The sequence below is a fragment of the Paralteromonas sediminis genome, assembly GCF_003820355.1.
GTDB classification, from domain to species: domain Bacteria; phylum Pseudomonadota; class Gammaproteobacteria; order Enterobacterales; family Alteromonadaceae; genus Alteromonas_F; species Alteromonas_F sediminis.
Map to the genome: position 1 here is coordinate 161,455 of NZ_RPOK01000003.1, position 19,419 is coordinate 180,873.

The following is a 19,419-nucleotide window of genomic DNA, read 5'->3' on the forward strand; positions in this document are numbered from 1 at the left end:
CTTAACCTTTGGATATTTGTACTTGCTGACCAGGCACTAATTTATGTGTGCCCGCCGTCACTATCTTATCGCCATCCTTTAACGCACCGGACACGTAAGCGCTATTACCATCAGTGTGTAATAGTGAAACCATGCGTGATTCAATAATACCTTCACCATTAACTGCATATACCATCCACATGCCTCGGATACCACTGCTTAATGCTGAAATCGGAATCCATGCACCGACTTCTTCAATATTCCGGCGAAAGATCAAGTTGACCATCTCCCCGTCTAGGGGCTGCCATGCCTCGGAATTTGCAATAAAGATAGCGTCTTGAGTTCGGGTTCTGACATCTTGGCGTTGCACAAACCTGACGAGCTCTGCCGAGAAGGTATTGTTGTCAAAAGCGACAGTGTCACCAATAGATACTTGTGAAGCTAGTTTTTCAGACAGGGCGACACGAATTTCAGGCATTTTATCTGTTTTTATCGTGAAGACAGGCTCGGTGCCAGCCAAAACTGCACCAGCATCGTGATACCGTTTCACGATAAAGCCATCGTATGGCGCATAGATGTGAGATTTTTGTTTCTCCACATCAAGCGCCTCTAGTGAAGCCAGGGCCTGTGCATAAACAGCGTTCGCTACGTCGAGCCGTGCATTCGCCTCGTCTAGTGCCTGACTTGAGTCCAAGCCCTTACTAACAAGCTCCGCAACCCTATTCCTTGTGATGTCTGCTAGTCTGGCTTCTGCTTTAGTTCTATCAACCGTACTGTTTGCCTGCGCTATCTGTGCATTAAGCCTCGACTGTTCCAGCCGCGCCAGCACCTGCCCCTTTTGTACAAGACTGCCTTCCTCAACCAGTAATTCACTCAACTGACCACCGCGATCAAAGCTAAGCTGAGTCGTTTGCATTGGCTCCACGCGACCAACCGCCATCTGCATAAATGCATAACTGGTCTGCAAAGAAATAGGTTCAACATTGACTACTTGCGTCATAGACGGCTCAGCGTCATTAAAAGCTGCCCCTTTTCCCGCTGCGATCAGCAACAACCCAAGTGCAAAAAAACCTGCTAGAAATACCGCCAGTAGTTTACTAAACGAAGCATGCACAGCCATAAACCTCAAACACTTATTCCACTATTTTGCAGAGAGTAGAATATAAATACTAAACCGTCTAGTCTATTAATTAAATTTAATGCTTTTTGATCCTAAGATGCTATCGGCTAAACCCCGCTTTTTGCTAGACTAGAGAAAATCTATTTTTCACTCGGTTAACGATGACAAGCTTCAAAGGCCAGCATATCTTATCAGTCGATCAATTCGACAGAGACGCTATTCAGCAGGTGTTCCATATTGCAACAAGTATGGAGCCCTATGCGAAAAGAGAGCGTCAGACTAAAGTTCTGGACGGTGCCATACTGGGTAATTTGTTTTTTGAGCCCAGTACCCGTACTCGGGTGAGTTTTGGCACGGCGTTTAATTTATTGGGTGGTGAAGTAAGAGAAACCGTTGGTAAAGAAAACTCTGCACTCGCCAAAGGCGAATCCCTCTATGATACGGCACGTGTTTTGAGTGGCTATTCCGATATTATCGCCATGCGTCACCCCGATGCCGGTTCTGTTGCTGAATTTGCTACTGGTAGCAGAGTCCCCGTAATCAATGGCGGAGACGGCGCGAATGAACACCCCACGCAAGCCTTACTCGATTTATTTACTATAAAACGCGAACTGGCTTTTCACGGGCAGGATATCGATGGTTTGCACATTGCCATGATTGGTGATCTCAGATACGGAAGAACGGTTCACTCCTTATCTAAACTCCTTTGTTTGTTCAAAAACATACGATTTACCCTCATCTCACCGGCTGAATTAGCGATGCCTGATAAAGTGATTGCAGAAATTGAAAATGCCGGTCACAGGTACGAGGTCACAGATCAGTTAGAAGGTAATCTGGATGCCGACATTTGTTATCAAACGCGTATACAGGAAGAGCGCTTCCCCACGCAGGAAGAGGCGAATAAATACCGGGGAAAGTTTCGTTTAAATCAAGCTATCTATACACGTCACTTTCAGTCAAAAACGGTGATCATGCATCCGTTGCCCAGAGATTCACGTACAGAAGCGAACGAATTAGATAACGATCTAAACGTTAATCCCAACCTCGCCATTTTTAGGCAAACCGACAATGGCGTCCTTGTTAGGATGGCGTTGTTTGCCCTGACCTTAGGTGTGGAAAATTTACTAAAAAAATACGAGAGAGACATTGTTTGGTTCTCCAATAAATCAGAATTTTAGAGCAGTACTATGACACGATCAGAAACTCTTTTTGCACGCGCTCAGGAAACTATTCCCGGTGGCGTTAATTCTCCCGTCAGGGCATTTAAAGCTGTCGGCGGTACTCCGCGATTTATTTCAAAAGCCGATGGTCCCTATATTTGGGATGCGGATGGCAATCGGTATATCGACTACATTCAATCCTGGGGCCCAATGGTGCTGGGCCACAATAATGACGCTATCCGAAATGCCGTTTGCGAAGCCGCTCAAAATGGGCTGAGTTTCGGCGCGCCGACCGAAGCAGAAGTGATTATGGCTGAAACAGTTAAATCGCTTGTACCCAGCATGGAAATGGTGCGAATGGTCAATTCAGGCACAGAAGCTACCATGTCTGCCATTCGACTCGCCAGGGGCTATACCTGTAAAAATAAAATACTGAAGTTTGAGGGCTGTTATCACGGTCATGCTGATGCTTTGTTAGTAAAAGCAGGTTCGGGCGCACTCACATTGGGTGTACCAAGCTCACCGGGTGTACCAGACGATTACGCAAAACACACACTCACCGTCGAGTTTAACAATATAGAGTCAGTGAAAGCGGCTTTTGCCGAGCACGGTGAAGATATCGCCTGCATTATTGTTGAACCGGTTGCTGGTAATATGAACTGTATCCCACCCGTAGAGGGTTTTTTAGAAGGCTTACGCACCCTTTGTGATGAATACGGTGCCGTGCTGATTTTTGATGAAGTGATGACGGGCTTCCGTGTAGCCCAAGGTGGCGCACAACAAAAATATGGTGTCATGCCAGACCTAACCTGCTTAGGAAAGGTGATTGGTGGCGGCATGCCAGTAGGTGCATTTGGTGGAAAGAAGGCGATTCTGACTCACATAGCACCAACAGGTCCGGTTTATCAGGCCGGTACCTTGTCGGGAAACCCCGTTGCCATGGCTGCGGGTTTAGCTGCTCTTGAGCAATTGAAAGATCCTACGTTATATGACAGTATTTTTGAAAATACTCAGGTTTTAGCCGAAGGCATTCGCGATTTAGCCCATCGTAGTGGCATAGACATGAGTATTAATGTAGCGGGTAGTATGTTTGGTTTGTTCTTCACAGACGTCAATCGCGTAACCAATTACCAGCAAGCAATTAACTGTAATACTGAACAATTTAATCGGTTCTATCACGGTATGTTAGCGCAGGGGGTATATCTTGCCCCAGCCTCTTATGAAGCTGGCTTTGTATCAAAAGCGCATACTGCTGAGATAGTGAAAGACACACTCGCAGCAGCCGAGAAGGTGTTCAGTACGATGTAATAATAAGGGCTTGGATGGAATCATCACCGCTGGTTATATTTGTCGTCATACCGTTAAGTATGTACGCGCTTGTGTTAACCGTAATTTTGCTCAAAGCAAAACAGCGACGACGCGCCAGACAAGCCCGCAAAGAACTAACGCTAGCCGCGTCTCTTGCTCCGTCAGAAAAAGACAGGTTATTAGCTCAAAAAGCCGATGAGGCAGTCCGTCTAAACCAAACCATACAGAAGTTTGTCCCCAGACAGTTCATGCATCATCTGCAAAGCTCAGATGCGGATGGTCTGGAACTCGGACATGCTGTAGAAGACAAGGTCGCAATCCTGTTTTGTGATATCCGCGGTTTCACTGGCATGTCAGAAGAACTTCAACCCAGTGATCTTATACGCTTTCTCAACTCTTACTTTTTGCGCATGAATGGCCCCATTCATCAAAACAATGGTTTTATCGATAAATTCATCGGCGATGCCATCATGGCACTTTTTGATCATCCCAACGGCACCGATGCTGACAAAGCCCGTGACGCAATTAACGCTGCTATTGCCATGCAGAAAACAGTGATCCTGTACAATGAGCACCGTAAAAATTGTGACTACCAACCCGTTTCTATAGGTATTGGTATTCACTTTGGTATGGTGACAATAGGTACCGTAGGGTCTGATGACCGAATGGACACTACTGTTATTGGAGACAATGTTAATGTAGCGGCGAGACTGGAAACTCTGTCGACAAAATATTCAGCGGGTATCATTATCAGTGAGGAAGTACTTAGTATCGCTGGGAAAGATTTTCAAATAGCGACGCGAATGCTGGACTTTGTTCGCGTAAAAGGCCGCTCTAAACCCGTAAAAATTTATGAAGTGCTAGATTACCTGCCCGATCCTAAAAAGCAATATTATTTGCAAACTCAGAGGCTTATCGAACAAGGCTTAGCATGCAGGATCACCAAAAAATGGGATGATGCGTTAGAAATATTTCAGGCTGCCCTGAGAGTCACGCCTGATGACCCACTTATCATTCATCATATTGAAATGTGCCACCGTTGTCAGAAGATGGCACTGCCCGACGACTGGGACGGTGCCATGTCGTCCAATGCTTAGTTGACATTTTCCCGTATAAAATCAATAGAAGGCGCAAAAAAGGCGCCGCCCGTCTCGGCACTGGTAAAATCTAACCAACGGTCATAGTCACCTTCGTTAGTCCCAACGACTTGGGAGTACAACATGTCTTTAAATGCATGGGCATTAGCACTACAAACAACAGAGAACAACCCTTGATGCTGCATGTCGCCATAGGGCATTCCCTGTAATAGCAGTTGTGGCTGGTTATCGTTATTGTGCTGCGTGGAAGCTCTTACTACATGTGAAGATGCAGACTGCTCAGCACTGGGAAGATTATGTTCTTTTGTCACGCCCATAACCTGTTCTTGCTGACGTTCAGAGAGCGTGTTCCAACGTCTTAAATCATGCCGGTATCGTTGCGTGTGGATATAACTCCCCCCGCCAAATTCAGGGTTATCGTCACTAATTATGGCCACCTCCCTTCTTAGCATGCCGCGAGGATTGTTTGCGCCATAGATAAAACCATTTAGGTCTCTACCGTCTAAGTAACGAAACCCACTGATCGCCTCGACCAACTCAACGTGCAGACGCAAAAGCTCCATAACGTCTATGCCCATAGCGTGGCAGACATCCATGCGGTCAGTTCTGATTTGAATAAATAAGTCTGTTTGCAAGGCAGGCGCACTGCGATCCTCACATTGCACATCAGGAAATGCCCCCAGCTGACTGGGCACAGGTCCAGGATACAATTCCTGCCAATAGCCGCTACTCACGCCAATCACCCCCGTGACCATCGCCTCGTAGTGCTCTTCGTCGTAATGGTCAAAGAGATCGAGGATCCTCACCAGCTTGGCGCGAATCGTTTGCGCGTCGTCGTCTGTGACATTCAGCATTAAGTACAAAGCATGAAGATTGGGCTCCGCACAAATACCCTTTTGCGGCTGTGCCATTTTAATACCCCGCGGCGTGTCCGTCTTTACGACTTTCAGAGGCGCCAATATAGATGCCGCGTTTAGCATCAAACATAATGGCCTGATAACCGCCATACACGCCCACTCGCTGACTCACTTTATGGCCTTTTTTGGCTAAGGCTCTGCGCACTGGCATACCGATCCCCGATTCTAGGTGCACCTCCCCGCCTGTTAACATGAGCGCGCCTGTTGGATCGCTTGAACCCGTGTGAACAATACGTGGTGCATCACCAGCTTCCTGTAAATTCATACCAAAATCAATAAGGTTGACCACGATTTGTGCATGCATTTGCGGTTGTGTTGCGCCCCCCATAACACCAAAACTCAACCAAGGCTCTCCGTTTCGCGTTACGAACGCTGGAATAATCGTATGAAACGGACGTTTTCCCGGTGCGTAAGTATTAAAATGGTCCGGCTGCAATGTGAAACTCTCGCCTCGGTTCTGCAACATAAAACCGAGCTCGGTGGGTGTCATACCCGAGCCCATCCCCCGGTAATTGCTTTGGATCAGCGAAATCATGTTTCCCTCTGCGTCCGCTACCGTCAAATAGATGGTATCGCCTTCAACGAGGCCTGCATCAACGCGTTTCGCAGCCTTGTTTGGGTCGATAAGCGCCTGCCGCTCCTTGGCATAGGCTTTAGAAATAAGCGTTTCAACAGGGAGGGTGTTAAAATCAGGGTCTGCGTAAAACTTGGCCCTGTCTGCAAATGCCAGTTTCTTGGCTTCTACAAACGTGTGTACATAATCAGCACTACCAAATCCCATACCCTCAATATCATAGTGCTCTAGTATATTGAGGATTTGTAGCGCTGCTATACCTTGCCCATTTGGTGGTAGCTCCCACACATCATAACCGCGATAATTACTTGAAACAGGTTGCACCCATTCTGATTGATGAGACGCAAGATCCTCTGCGGTTAAGTATCCACCTTGCTCTTTAATATATTGTGCAATTTTAGTGGCAATATCCCCTTTGTAAAATGCGTCTCTGCCACCCGTCGCAATTTTTTCATAGGTTGCAGCAAGATAGGGATTTTTAAAGATATCGCCTTTTTTGGGCACTTTACCGTCAACAAGATAGGTTTCCTTAAAACCAGGGTAGTGACCAACTCTGTCAAAATTCATTTGCCAGTAATAGGCAATAACCTCGGTAACAGGAAAGCCCTCTTTGGCATAAGTGATAGCCGGCGTCAAAATATCGGTCATTGGTAAAGACCCAAATTTTTCATGCAGCATAAACCAGCCGTCTACAGCGCCAGGGACTGAAACGGGTAAAGGACCAAATTTAGGTATTTCTGTCAGGCCCAACTTTGTGAACTCGGTCAATGTTAGGCCTTTCGGTGACCGACCCGATGCATTTAACCCATGCAGTTGCTTATTCTTGGCATCCCATACGATGGCAAACAAATCACCGCCTATACCGCAGCCTGTAGGCTCTACCAGTCCCAACATGGCGTTGGCCGCAATAGCAGCATCTATAGCGTTACCGCCGTTTTTCAATACGTCTAAAGCGACCTGAGTGGCCAAAGGATGACTGGTAGCTGCCATCCCATTCTGCGCAATGACTTCAGAACGGGTCGCAAATGCTTGTCCGGTTACTCTGTCATAAGCAAGACTGGGTAGTACAAAAAGTGCGAACAAGAGAGTAAGAACAATTCTATTCATGGCTAGGCCTCTGATTTGACAATCAATTTGTAAGCATAGCGTGCTTTTAACAGCCTTTGAAGTAGTCCGTTTATAAACCAAAAAGCCCTGCACATAGCAGGGCTTTTATCATTACTGTCTTATTTGGGTATTAAGAACGGCCACTAGTGAAATCAGGATAAGCTTCTAATCCACATTCACTCATGTCCACACCTTCGAATTCTTCTTCTTCGCTGACGCGAATACCCATTACAGCTTTCAGTGCAATCCACACAATTAAACTGGTGACAAATACCCACCCAAATATGGTTGCTGCGCCAATAAGTTGACCTGACATGCTGGCACCATCATTGGTGAATGGCACAAGAATAAGACCTAGTAAACCTACAGTACCGTGGACGGAAATGGCACCCACTGGATCATCAATTTTCAACTTATCTAAGCCAACAATACTGAACACAACCAATATACCGCCTAACGCACCGAACAATGTGGCCAGTAGGGGTGTTGGCGTTGATGGCTCTGCTGTGATCGCAACCAAGCCGGCTAATGCACCATTAAGAGCCATAGTTAAATCAGCTTTACCGAACATAAGACGTGCAAGTACAAGTGCTGCAATAGCACCACCAGCCGCTGCTGCATTGGTGTTCATAAATACTACGGCTACGCTGTTAGCGCTTTCAACCGATGCTGTTGCAAGTACAGAACCGCCGTTGAAACCGAACCAACCCATCCACAGAATAAAGGTACCTAAGGTTGCCAATGGTAAGTTTGCACCAGGAATCGCATTTACCTTACCGTCAGCGGTGTACTTGCCTTTACGCGCACCTAGTACCAACACACCTGCAAGTGCCGCAGCAGCGCCTGCCATGTGAACGATGCCTGAGCCCGCGAAGTCAGAGAATCCTAGATCGCCTAGTGTATATAAGCCAAATACTGCCTCACCACCCCACGTCCAGGCGCCTTCCATCGGATAGATAAAGCCAGTCATGACGATAGCAAATGCGAGAAATGCCCATAGCTTCATACGCTCAGCGACGGCGCCTGATACAATTGACATTGCAGTTGCAACAAATACAACCTGGAAGAAGAAATCAGCGGAAGGCGCATACGTGGCTGGGTCCTCAGCTACGCCTGTCGCTCCGTCACCGGTGATGCCTCCTAAGAACAGTGACCAATCACCACCGCCATACATAATCCCGTATCCGCAAACCATATACATGGTACAGGCAATAGCATACAAGGCGACATTTTTAGTAAGAATCTCAGTGGTATTTTTGGAGCGAACAAGCCCCGCTTCCAACATGGCAAAGCCCGCAGCCATCCACATGACCAGCGCACCACAAATCAAAAAATAGAAGGTATCTAGTGCATACCCAAGTTCAAATGTTATTTCCATCACTACTCTCCGCTCGGAACTGTGTCAATTACAAGGCTTCGCTATCGGACTCGCCGGTACGAATACGTACAGCGCTTTCCAAATCGAAAACAAATACTTTACCGTCGCCAATCTTGCCGGTTTTAGCGGCATTGACGATGGCCTCGACTAAACGATCGACCTGATCATCCTGAACGGCGATTTCAAGCTTCACTTTAGGTAGAAAATCAACTTGATATTCTGCTCCGCGATATAGCTCTGTATGACCTTTCTGACGTCCAAAGCCTTTGACTTCAGTCACGGTAAGACCTTCAATACCGATTTCTGAAATGGCTTCACGGACATCATCCAGCTTAAAAGGCTTGATGATTGCTGTGACTAGTTTCATGTGTTGCTCCCGTGTGCACGATTTATTTTTTTACTCATGCATATGCAACACAATCTTTATGCCACAAATTTTTATTTATATTTTTCAGTGCATTAGCTTAATAGCACACTAAAAACGTACACTTTTTCGCCTTACAAAGGTGCACCATTAAACAAATGCACAAAAAAGGTGCAGCAACAATGATGCTGTATTTTGAACTTTTGCCAGAAAGCATTTTCTGTTGTTCTAGTGTTTTGTTTGGTAAGAAGTCATGCCGCTTTTCAAAGGAAGTATAAAAGCAAAAGAAACTGGGCCTATCTTTGCAGGTGTGCTGCTTGCTCATGCAGGACTGTTTTTGTTGATCCAGCTGACATTTCAGTTTACTTATGATGACGTTAACGAGGGAATGCGGACTGATAAGCCGATCAAAGCAACATTGGTTTCCCCCCCACTTCCACCACCAGAAAAAGAGAAAGAGCCAATCCTAGAGGATCCCGGCCCGCCACAGCAGATTGAGACAGTATCGATTGAAGAAACTGTCGCAAATCAAGATGTTCAAGAGGACAATCAAACAGTGACCAAGGTTACAGAACCTGCTGGGGTTGCACTGCCCGCTCCTGAAGCTACTGCGCGATTAAACCTTAATGCCATCACTCAGGAAGTGTTGTCGAGTATGCGCGAAGATGCCGTAAATTCAGTCGCCATAGACGAGGTCAGGCGAAGACAAGCGGCCCTCAATACGCTCTGGCGACCAGAGCGCCCTCAACCTGAACTCACAGAGGATGAAAAGTTGATTGAGTCTATTACTGTCGATGTCAATTGCGATAGCACGGCGGGTAAGTGGTTTATGACAATCGCTGGCTTAATGAAGGGTACGATGCGATGCGGGCCGAAGCCTGGTATAGACCAGTTTATCCAAAACCGGCTGCCGGGTGCGCAAGATCCAACCAAAGAAGGTGGTGAAAAAGACTAAATATATAGTGAATTTGACCACTATATATTTAAATATTTTCATCTCAGTAACCGAGTAAGTAATCAAAAAAATATAAAGCTCTTTAATATCAATGAGATAAAAATTTTTCTCCAATTGGCACAACTATCGCAATAGTTAAAGCGACTTAGTTATTGACTGCCAAGCAGTGACATGCAGTTAACCACACACCGGAGAAAATTATGAAAGTTCGTCATTTATTAACCTCAGCAGCCTTGGCAGCAGCAGTTTCATTCAGCGCGTCGGCTTCAACAGAGAATAGTCAGACACAAAGCGCAATCAGCAATATGGCAGCGGGCTTTGTCAAAGCCGCGGTAAAGTCAACAGTAACAGAATTAAATCGCGCCACCATGAAAGAGGTACTTACCGCAAACGTACATCTCGACATGGAAACAGTAGAGCCAACGCTGGTTACTAAAGTTGAAATAGTAGATATAAAAAGCAAAGGATAAAGCTATGTTATTTTCCCCTCCCGCTGTATTGATAATGTCGCTAATGCCCGCTATCGCTTTCGCAGGGTGGGGATTAGTCGGCATGGTATTAAACACTAAACTGAACCAGTTTACCGATTAACTTGGTCCCTCCCCTGTGAGTCTACGGGGAATTATTTAGCGGGTGGCCTCACCCGCTTTTTTTATTTCCAACACATCCACAGTAAACATGTATTCTGTAGCTTGCTGTCTCAGTGGTGAGTTTGAAAATTGGCTGTTGGCTATTTGAATGAGTTGCGTACCTTTTGGCTGCGCGAGAGGGAATGCCATTTTAGTCAGCGCATGGGTTCGCATATGGGTTAAAAACTCACCGGACTGATGCAACGCGACAAGCCCCCTGTGAATACGTTGAGCAAGTGCAGCCTTGTCTTTACTGGTAAAGAAGTACACAGCAAAAGGATAATGAAGGACCAACTCTTCGAGCTGTACTAAATTGGGGTAGGTGGCCTGGCGCGCTACCAACTCCTGTTCAAAGTCATGTAGGCCTCTTGGAAAATAGTCACAACGGCCTGCATTTAACATTGCAAACAAATCTTCATAGTGCGATGTTGTGGCCACAGGCAACCCTGCTTGCTTAAGAATAATAGTATCGGGCCAGTCCTTTCCCTGGCATGCTACAAAAGATGTAAGCTGCGCTATGGTACTCACTCGCCTGAAACGGTAGGCACTGTTGCGCTGAACAAAAAATTTTCGAAAGCCTATCAACCCTTTGGTTGTAGGAATAGGTATAGGGTAAAGCCTTTTTTCCTTTTCATCATCGGTCCCTAACCAGCTAAGTGTGAGCAACTCGCCCTTTTCTAGCTCCATCATGGCTCGGCTCTCAACCATACTTACCGTTGAGCGAATGGTTGGAATTTCGCCCTCGTCAGCAGTTTTCGCCAACGCCTTTTCCAATAGCTGTACGTGGTAACTGTGCGACAAATCAAACTGAGAGCGCGGCATGGGTACCAGTATATCGTTAGCCTGGCTCCACGTTGAAAAAAACACAAAAAATACACTAACTACAGCAGTTACCCTGCGCCCAGTATTTTTGCCGTTCACGTTACATTCCAAGCAATCGCTCCCACCAAGACTTTTCTGATTGTCGTTTTTTCCGTTCAACCGGCCGCCCCAGACAATCTTTAACAGGCGGCGGTAATACATCGATAATAGCAGGTACACTCAAAATATTCTGGCAACCAGGCACTATGGGTCTGCCAGTAGTCTTATCGAAATGTGCAATACTGAGCGTATCAGGAAAGCGCCTTGAGAGTGACTTTGGCTCCTGTAATGCCTGATAAGCCTGGAAAACGGGCATGGCGCCAGACGTTCCAGACAAATTCACAGGTTCATTGTCATCATTTCCAACCCAAACGGTTGTGAGTGTCGACCGATCAAAACCGGCAAACCAACTGTCTCTGTAGTCGTTGGTTGTTCCCGTTTTACCTGCCATAAATACGTTGCCGAACTGACGTCCTACCGCTTTTGCAGTACCTGTTTGCGTTACCTGATGCAGTGCATAGTTGACCAAATACGCCGCATCTTCATTTGCCACTTGTTCAGTGTAGTTGTCTCTTAACCACAGCAGGCGATTGGAGGGAGAAACAATCGCTTCAACAGCATGTAAGGGCGTATATAAGCCAGAATTGGCCAAGCTCTGATATACCTGACTGACTTGCAATAAATTTAACGACAAAGCGCCAAGTGTTATTGAGGGTACTTGTGGAATCGGACTCGTGACACCCATTCTTTTTAAATTATCCGTAATAACGTCCAAGCCAATTTCCATGCCCAACCTAACAGTTGGCACATTCAATGAGTCAACCAACGCCGTGATCATGGGGACCTGCTCTCTGAATGTTTTGTCAGCGTTCTGTGGTTGCCATTGCAAACCGTCTTTGTCAGGCAGGCTCAATGGCATATCAACTAACGGACTAGCCAGATTGTATTCAACAGGGTTTTCAAGTGCAGACAAATACACGACGGGTTTCACCAAAGATCCCACAGGCCGATAAGCATCCAGTGCTCTGTTGAATCCCCTGAAGTCGGTTCGCCGGCTGCCTACAATGGCGCGAATCCCGCCACTTTGTATATCTGTGACCATCATGGCTGCATTTAACGGCACCTGACGATCCTTTTGCTGTCTGTCGAGTGTTCGAGTCAATGCTTGCTCTGCGCGTCGCTGCGCATTCACATCCAAGGTGGTGAAGACCTTTACCCCCGACTCCCGCAATGATGGTTCAGCAAGAATATCTGCCAGCTCCCGCCTGACTTTGTCCATAAATGCTGGGTGCTGACCACTAGCAAGGTTGCCTGACGTATTCAGCTTAGGAGGAGCCTCAACCATAGCACGATAGTCGTCAGCCGTTATTTTATTGTGTTCCAGCAGAATTCGCAGGACTAGATTGCGCCTTTCAATAGTCCGTTCGGGATGGCGTAACGGGTTGTAATAAGATGGCCCTTTTACCATGCCAACTAACAATGCAAGCTCGGGTACGTCAAGTTCATTGAGTGGCCGATCGAAATAATAATGCGCGGCAAGCCCAAAACCGTGAATAGCCATATCGCCATTTTGACCAAGATACACTTCATTTAAGTAAGCACACATTATGCGTTCTTTACTATATCTGGCATCAATCACCAGAGCCATCAGTGCTTCTTTGGCTTTTCTGCTCAATGAGCGTTCTCTGGTTAAAAACACGTTTTTAACCAATTGCTGCGTAAGCGTACTGCCCCCCTGCACGGTTTTGCCAGCGGCCACATTAGCAGCAAGTGCGCGAACAATAGCAAGTGGCGCCACACCATGGTGAGAATAAAAATCTCTGTCTTCAGTTAACGTTAAGGCGTCTATGAGAATGTCAGGGATTTGTTGTTTATCCAACAGCATCCTGTCTTGTCTGTTGGTGCTCACTAGCCTGGAAACCAGCCAGGGTTCTAGGCTAATTGTGCGCAGTGTTTGCTGATTAGACAAATCAGCAATATCAACGATACGGTTGCCGTTCCAGGCAATCTTTACACGTCGTGCAGGCTCGTAGCCTGTTGGAAAGTGAAAAGCCCGTTTAAACAAAACCAGCGAATTTTGGGTAAAATAGTAGCTCCCGCTCTTTTCTAAATCACTCGTGCGGCGATACCCCAGTAATTTCAGTTCGTCCGTTACCTCTTTTTTGGTAATTTCTCTGTCGACTTCTAGTACCAGCGAACGCGCATAAACTTGTGCTGGTACCTGCCAGATACTGCCACTGAAACGCTGTTTGATCTGTGCATCCAAATACAACATGTAGGCTAATAGTACAACAGTACATACCAGCGTCAGCTGAAGTAATAATCGCCGTTTCCAAGGCTTTTTATTCACGCACTTTCCTCACAATTGATGCCGTTAACTGCTTCACGGCTCTGCCTATTTTGCCTTATGATAGGGTGACTGTCAGTACTCAGGGATTTCTATGTTATTTCGTTGTTGTTATTTTTTTGCCTTTCTATTTTTTTCTATCCATACGATGGCTTCCGAAGCACCTTCTGCGGCAGAAGCTTTTGAAGCTTGCAAGCCATCGCTAGTTCAGCGAGCTGTCGAATCGGGGCTAGCGCAAACAGAGATGAAAGCTGTCATTGATGCGCTGCAATATCAAGCACGAGTAATAGAACTAGATAGGCGTCAGCCAGAATTTGTACAAACCTTCCCCGACTACTTTTCCAAAAGGGTGAATGCGTGGCGTATTAACAAGGGACGTGAGCACTACGCGAAGCACAAAGAATTCTTACAAAAACTGAATAATCAATACGGAATTCCTCCCCACTACCTGCTCGCTTTTTGGGGGCTTGAGACGAACTATGGTGGGTACAAGGGTAAAATGCCCGTTTTGGATTCGTTGGCAACACTGGCCTGTGATCCAAGACGCACTCAATACTTCACACAAGAGCTGGTTGTAGCACTAGGCCTGATGGTCAGGGAATCCTTAAGCCCTTCCGACATGCTCGGCTCTTGGGCTGGCGCTATGGGGCACACACAGTTTATGCCATCTGCCTATCAGAACTACGCCATCGATGGCGATGGTGATGGCACAATAAACTTGTGGCAAAGCGAACAGGATGCGTTGGCCTCAGCGGCTAACTTTTTGTCGCAGCTAGGTTGGAAACCCGGATTTAGATGGGGGAGAGAAGTCCAGCTGGCAAATGGGTTTGATTATGCTCTGATCGGCAGAAGTAACAAACGGTCTGTGTCTGAGTGGGCTAAGCTGGGTGTTAGCAAGGCCGACGGTTCGTCATTGGGCCAAGCAGATATCAAAGGTTATTTGGTGGTACCTTCAGGCCATACTGGTCCCAAATTTCTGGTTTACGACAATTTCCGCACCATCATGCGCTGGAACAATTCAGAGTTTTATGCCATTGCTGTAGGGCATTTAGCAGACAAAATAGCGGGAGCCGTTGATCTGGTAACGCCCCTACCAGAACTCCCAACTTATTCATTGGCGTCAATTAAGAAACTACAGACATTTTTGAATGAGAATGGCATTGATGTAGGACGACCTGACGGCATTCTGGGGCCCATGACGCGTGAAGGTATTCGCACAGCGCAGCGCCGAAACAGCATGACTGCTGATGGCTTCCCATCGAAGGAGTTAATGGATATGGCTGGTGTAAGCACTAACTAACACCTTTCATTTTAGCTTTAGTTACCGTGGTAGCAGGGCTGTTGGCAGGGTTGTCAGGCCAGAAATGTTTTGGATAGCGTCCGCGCATTTCCTTGGCGATGTCCAGATAACTCCCCTGCCAGAACGCGGCCAAGTCATCAGTGGTTTGCAAGGGTCTGTTTGCGGGAGACAGTAATGCAAATGTGACCCTGCACGCACCTCTGGCAACAAAGACAGGTGACGTCATGCCATAACACTCTTGCATTTTTACTGACACCTGGGCTCGCCATGTCTTTTTGCCTGCGCTATCGGTTAGAAACGAATAGACGATCGGGATAGTACGGCCAGACGCGACCTCCAAGCTTGATGGGCATAACGACGCTAATTGTTGGCTTTGATCCCAAGGCAGTAGTGATTGCAATAACGATTGCCAAGGCAAGCTTTCCAGTTGCTTGATGCTGCGACAATTGTCTAGTGCTGGCGTCAACCATTGGTCTGCTTTTTCCAACAGGACTTCATGCTCCCACTCTCTGTCACTTTCGCCACTGATATGTACCAGTAGCTTTACTCTTTCCAACCATTGCAACGCGTCTTGATTGAGGGGCAGGCGACAAGAAGGAAGGCCATGCTGCCCTTGTTTAATCATAGTTAGCCAGGCCGATGACCAGTTAATATTTTGATTGCTTTCCAAGGGCGCACGTTCATAGACGATGTCAAAAAAGCGCAATTCTGACTGTGCTTTGAGTTGTTTTGCTTTGTCTAGAAAAAGACTTTGCGTGGAAATAAAATGCTGCGGCATTAGTGTTTTTAGCGCATCTAGTGAGGTTTCTATTGCAGCGAACACCTTTATTTTGCCTTCTTTGTACGCTTGGCCGTGAAGCACCACGCACCAGTTGACGTAAGACGGCATAGTGTCGATGATTGCCCTCGGTCCACTCGCCATTTTCCATTCGTCATCTTTTACTCGAAAGGCCACTCGCTGCATAAAAGCTTGGCCAATGTAGGCAGCAATTTGATGTTTGTCTAGGTGCGTCATGCTTAGTGCTGGCGCTTGCTTCAATGACCGCTGCACCCTGCCCAGCGCGTTTTTCCACCCTATTGAAGGCTGTGATAACTGCTTTGCGACTGTAGTGTCAAAGCCTTCCCACTGCAATGAACCAATACTTTCATACAATACCGCCCCAATAACCGCATTTGGCAACTGCTGCGGTGTCTCAGATGCCACTGTCAGTAACATATTTGCCACACCCGGGTGTAAACTGACATTAGCCAATTTTTTGCCCCATTGTGTTATCTGGCCAGAAACAGATAAAGCACCAATGCTTTCAAGCTGTTTCTGAGCCCGTTCAACTTGCGCACTATCAGGTTTATCCAGCAGTGGTAGGGTGTCGAAGTCGGCGCCCCAGGCGCATACATCGAGTAAATGCGAGGTCAGATCAACCTCTTTAATTTGAGGCTTGGCATGCTTGGCAAGACGACCATGTGCACTTTGCGACCATAACCTGTAACAGTCACCACTCGCTGTTCTTCCGGCTCGTCCCATTCTTTGTGTGGCAGACGCTTGCGATATCATCCTTATATCAAGCGTGGTCATGGCACTCCCGTGATCAAACCTAGCCTGATTTTCTCTGCCAGAATCGATGACCACAGTTATTCCGTCTATGGTCAAACTTGTTTCTGCAATATTGGTTGCCAATACTATTTTTCGCCTACCCTGTTGGGCGGGCGCAAGTGCGCATGACTGTTCGTCCAGTGAGAGACCACCAAATAGGGGGTGCACGTCACAATGAGAGAGATGTAAAAGACGCTGACACTGCCTGATGTGTTTTACACTGGGTAAAAACACCAGCACATCACCGTTGTGGTGCTTCTTTATCGCCTGCTGAATGGCGCTGGCAACCCGTTTGGCTAATTCCTGAGTGTTACAGTCACCAAGATAATGCTCAGTAACGTCAAACATTTTGCCTTGGCTTGAAAATACTTTGGCCTCAGGCAATAGTGTTTGTATTGCTCCGACATCCAATGTCGCCGACATGATCAGTAACCTCAGGTCGTCACGAAGGCCCTGTTGACTTTCTATCGCAAGCGCAAGCCCCATATCTGCATGCACGTTTCGCTCATGAAACTCATCAAACAGTACGCCGTCAATTCCGGTCAGCTCTGGGTCTTGTTGTAACATCCGGGTTAATACACCATCGGTGACCAGGGTTAGCCTTGTGTTAGACGAAACCTGAGTCTCGCCACGCATACGATAGCCAATGGTCTGCCCCACCTTTTCGTTAAGCAAACTCGCTAAGAAGTTTGCCAAATGCCTAACCACAACACGCCGGGGTTGCAGAAGCAAAAAGCGTTTATTAGGAAAGTGTTCCATCAGCGCCATGGGCACTCGTGTAGACTTACCGGCCCCAGGGGGAGCGGATAAGATCAGGTCATTTGTCTCGAAATGACGGACCAAAGAGGGAATAACTTCATCGACAGGGAATACCGGCATTAGCTTGCTGATTTACAAATTTGTGCGAAAGTATAAAGCAACAGTACTTGCTTATCACACAAGGAAATTTACGTGCGATGTTTTCTGGGTTGCGATTTAACTCCGCAATCAAAAATAGCTCTTTCTGAATGGTGCGAACACTTTGCACGCTTGTCCGCTTCCGGACCAGTGAAAGTAAGGCCCGCAAACTATCACGTTACGTCTTTATTTTTAGGCCATCTTACCTCGTCTCAACTTGAAACTGTGGTGACCGCCTGCGCCAACATGATAGAGGAGCAACGTACACCTTTGCACGCATTTGAAATTGCACTGAACGACATTGTATTTTGGCAAAAGCCCAAGATCATGGCCGCCATTCCACTCTCGGTACACCCTACACTATTAGCGCTACACAAACTGGCATTACAGGTAGCAAGTGAAGCAAAAATTCAGGTGAAGCACCCAAGCAGCAGTTATAGGCCGCACGTGACCCTGTACCGGAAAGTTCAGGGAGATCAGATTGCCCCACCGCTATTAATGCCTGACATCAAGTTTGTGGTAAACCAGTGGCACTTATTTGAGTCTGTATCAACACCCTCTGGTGTAACATACCCTATACGCTTTAGCTGGGACTTTTCCCCCAGCTTTGCACATCGCAGAGAATAAAGCGGGCTTTACATTGCGCACAAGAGACGTTACAACAACGGTCTACTCAGTATTCGACTATCACTATGCAGCAAACTTTCCGACTTATTATCGACTGTCCAGACCAAATCGGCCTGGTCGCCAGCGTGTCACAGTTTTTAGCAGATCACGGGGCGTCTATAACAGAAGCTAGCCATCATACCGACTTGCAGACAGGTCGCTTTTTCATGCGTCATGAAATACATGCAAATAGTTTGTCGACTAGTTACGAAGAGTTTAAAACAGCGTTTACGCCCATTGCAGAGCAGTTTGATATGCGTTGGAAAGTGTCGGACTCGTCAACAAAACCTAAGGTTGCCTTACTGGCAAGCCTTGAATCACATTGTTTGGTCGACTTGTTACACCGCTGGCACACCGGTGAATTGAATTGTGATATACCCTGCATAATCGCCAACCACCCGCAAATGAAACAGTTTGCAGACTGGTACAAGGTGCCTTTTCACTGGGTCGATTTTAAAGCCATGGGCAAAGAGGCAGCCTTTGCACAAATCGAGACCCTGCTTGAGGAGTATGCCATTGACCTGACAGTCCTTGCCCGCTTCATGCAAATACTACCCAACACGCTGTGCAGCAAATTAGCGGGAAAGGTCATTAATATCCACCACAGCTTTTTGCCCTCTTTTGCTGGTGCCAAGCCGTATCAGCAAGCCTACAACAGAGGTGTAAAACTCATTGGAGCAACCTGTCATTATGTCACCGCAGACTTGGACGAAGGCCCCATTATTGAGCAAAGTGTCAAACGAATTAGCCACAGTGATTCAGCGACAGACATGGTGAGAAAAGGCAAAGATTGTGAGGTAACCGCGTTAGCACATGGCGTGCGTTATCATCTGGAAGATCGCGTAATCATTCATGAAAACAAAACAGTTGTGTTTGCTTAAAAAATGCCGTCACGACCTGATCTTTGTGACACTCGTTTTAATTGGTAGGACTATTCTGCTTATTGATGTCGATTAGCATTTTTTCGATTGAATGAAAGACTAGATGGTTAACCAAGCTAAGTCCGCACATAATTATCCCCCATAAAAATAGTCTTTGTGGAATATATTTAATGGCAAACTCAGAATGGTAGCCAGTGTACGTCGAGATTAAGAAATAGCCCCACCCTATGACTGACTAGAATTTTGTTATTGCTATCCTACAATTGTCCCAAGTCTTCAGATTCACAG

16 protein-coding genes are annotated in these 19,419 nt (G+C 46.7%); 8 read left to right on the forward strand and 8 right to left on the reverse strand.

Going from position 1 to position 19,419, the window contains the following annotated elements; translation table 11 throughout:
- Position 1: 1 nt before the first annotated feature.
- The gene (locus tag DRW07_RS09855; protein WP_124027749.1) at positions 2–1,099 is read right to left on the reverse strand and encodes an efflux RND transporter periplasmic adaptor subunit; all 1,098 of its coding nucleotides are present in this window, start codon (positions 1,097–1,099) and stop codon (positions 2–4) included.
- A 161-nt stretch (positions 1,100–1,260) separates the two neighbouring features.
- On the opposite strand from DRW07_RS09855, the gene DRW07_RS09860 reads away from it, so the two are divergent.
- From DRW07_RS09860 to DRW07_RS09870, 3 genes are read left to right on the forward strand one after another with little or no spacing between them, the layout of a single operon-like run.
- Entirely contained in the window at positions 1,261–2,277 is a 1,017-nt protein-coding gene (locus tag DRW07_RS09860) for an aspartate carbamoyltransferase (protein ID WP_124027750.1), read from the forward strand.
- Between the two features lie 9 nt (positions 2,278–2,286).
- The gene (hemL, locus tag DRW07_RS09865; RefSeq protein ID WP_124027751.1) at positions 2,287–3,567 is read left to right on the forward strand and encodes a glutamate-1-semialdehyde 2,1-aminomutase; all 1,281 of its coding nucleotides are present in this window, start codon (positions 2,287–2,289) and stop codon (positions 3,565–3,567) included.
- Between the two features lie 14 nt (positions 3,568–3,581).
- A complete protein-coding gene (locus tag DRW07_RS09870; protein ID WP_124027752.1) occupies positions 3,582–4,664 on the forward strand; it encodes an adenylate/guanylate cyclase domain-containing protein in 1,083 nt (360 codons plus the stop codon).
- Here the strand turns inward: DRW07_RS09870 and DRW07_RS09875 are convergent.
- The 4 genes from DRW07_RS09875 to glnK all read right to left on the reverse strand — a co-directional run bounded on the left by DRW07_RS09875 (position 4,661) and on the right by glnK (position 9,007).
- Entirely contained in the window at positions 4,661–5,575 is a 915-nt protein-coding gene (locus DRW07_RS09875; protein ID WP_124027753.1) for a Dyp-type peroxidase, read from the reverse strand. The two genes, DRW07_RS09870 and DRW07_RS09875, sit on opposite strands and share 4 nt — an antisense overlap.
- Position 5,576: 1 nt before the next feature.
- Complete coding sequence (gene ggt / locus DRW07_RS09880) at positions 5,577–7,262, reverse strand: gamma-glutamyltransferase (protein ID WP_124027754.1); 1,686 nt, start codon at positions 7,260–7,262, stop codon at positions 5,577–5,579.
- A 130-nt stretch (positions 7,263–7,392) separates the two neighbouring features.
- Positions 7,393–8,640 carry an ammonium transporter gene (locus DRW07_RS09885; protein WP_124027755.1) on the reverse strand — a complete coding sequence of 416 codons (1,248 nt, stop codon included), beginning with the start codon at positions 8,638–8,640 and terminating at the stop codon, positions 7,393–7,395.
- Between the two features lie 28 nt (positions 8,641–8,668).
- Positions 8,669–9,007: a P-II family nitrogen regulator gene (gene glnK, locus DRW07_RS09890; protein WP_124027756.1), complete on the reverse strand. Its 339-nt coding sequence runs from the start codon at positions 9,005–9,007 to the stop codon at positions 8,669–8,671.
- Positions 9,008–9,257: 250 nt separating this feature from the next.
- Here glnK and DRW07_RS09895 point away from each other — a divergent pair, with 250 nt between their 5' ends.
- Both DRW07_RS09895 and DRW07_RS09900 read left to right on the forward strand, forming a co-directional pair.
- Entirely contained in the window at positions 9,258–9,959 is a 702-nt protein-coding gene (locus tag DRW07_RS09895) for a hypothetical protein (protein ID WP_124027757.1), read from the forward strand.
- Between the two features lie 200 nt (positions 9,960–10,159).
- Complete coding sequence (locus DRW07_RS09900) at positions 10,160–10,429, forward strand: hypothetical protein (RefSeq protein WP_124027758.1); 270 nt, start codon at positions 10,160–10,162, stop codon at positions 10,427–10,429.
- Positions 10,430–10,585: 156 nt separating this feature from the next.
- On the opposite strand, the gene DRW07_RS09905 is transcribed toward DRW07_RS09900, so the two are convergent.
- Positions 10,586–11,509: a type 2 periplasmic-binding domain-containing protein gene (locus DRW07_RS09905; protein ID WP_124027759.1), complete on the reverse strand. Its 924-nt coding sequence runs from the start codon at positions 11,507–11,509 to the stop codon at positions 10,586–10,588.
- Position 11,510: 1 nt separating this feature from the next.
- A complete protein-coding gene (gene mrcB, locus DRW07_RS09910) occupies positions 11,511–13,799 on the reverse strand; it encodes a penicillin-binding protein 1B (RefSeq protein WP_124027760.1) in 2,289 nt (762 codons plus the stop codon).
- 145 nt (positions 13,800–13,944) lie between these two features.
- Here mrcB and DRW07_RS09915 point away from each other — a divergent pair, with 145 nt between their 5' ends.
- Positions 13,945–15,096, forward strand: coding sequence for a lytic murein transglycosylase (locus DRW07_RS09915; RefSeq protein WP_240630560.1), 1,152 nt, complete (start codon positions 13,945–13,947; stop codon positions 15,094–15,096).
- On the opposite strand, the gene hrpB is transcribed toward DRW07_RS09915, so the two are convergent.
- Positions 15,089–17,566, reverse strand: a complete 2,478-nt coding sequence (gene hrpB, locus DRW07_RS09920; protein WP_124027762.1) for an ATP-dependent helicase HrpB — start codon at positions 17,564–17,566, stop codon at positions 15,089–15,091. The genes DRW07_RS09915 and hrpB overlap by 8 nt on opposite strands.
- Before the next feature lie 72 nt (positions 17,567–17,638).
- Here hrpB and thpR point away from each other — a divergent pair, with 72 nt between their 5' ends.
- The gene (thpR, locus tag DRW07_RS09925; protein WP_165870464.1) at positions 17,639–18,211 is read left to right on the forward strand and encodes an RNA 2',3'-cyclic phosphodiesterase; all 573 of its coding nucleotides are present in this window, start codon (positions 17,639–17,641) and stop codon (positions 18,209–18,211) included.
- Positions 18,212–18,276: 65 nt separating this feature from the next.
- Complete coding sequence (purU, locus tag DRW07_RS09930) at positions 18,277–19,131, forward strand: formyltetrahydrofolate deformylase (protein WP_124027764.1); 855 nt, start codon at positions 18,277–18,279, stop codon at positions 19,129–19,131.
- Positions 19,132–19,419 lie beyond the last annotated feature (288 nt).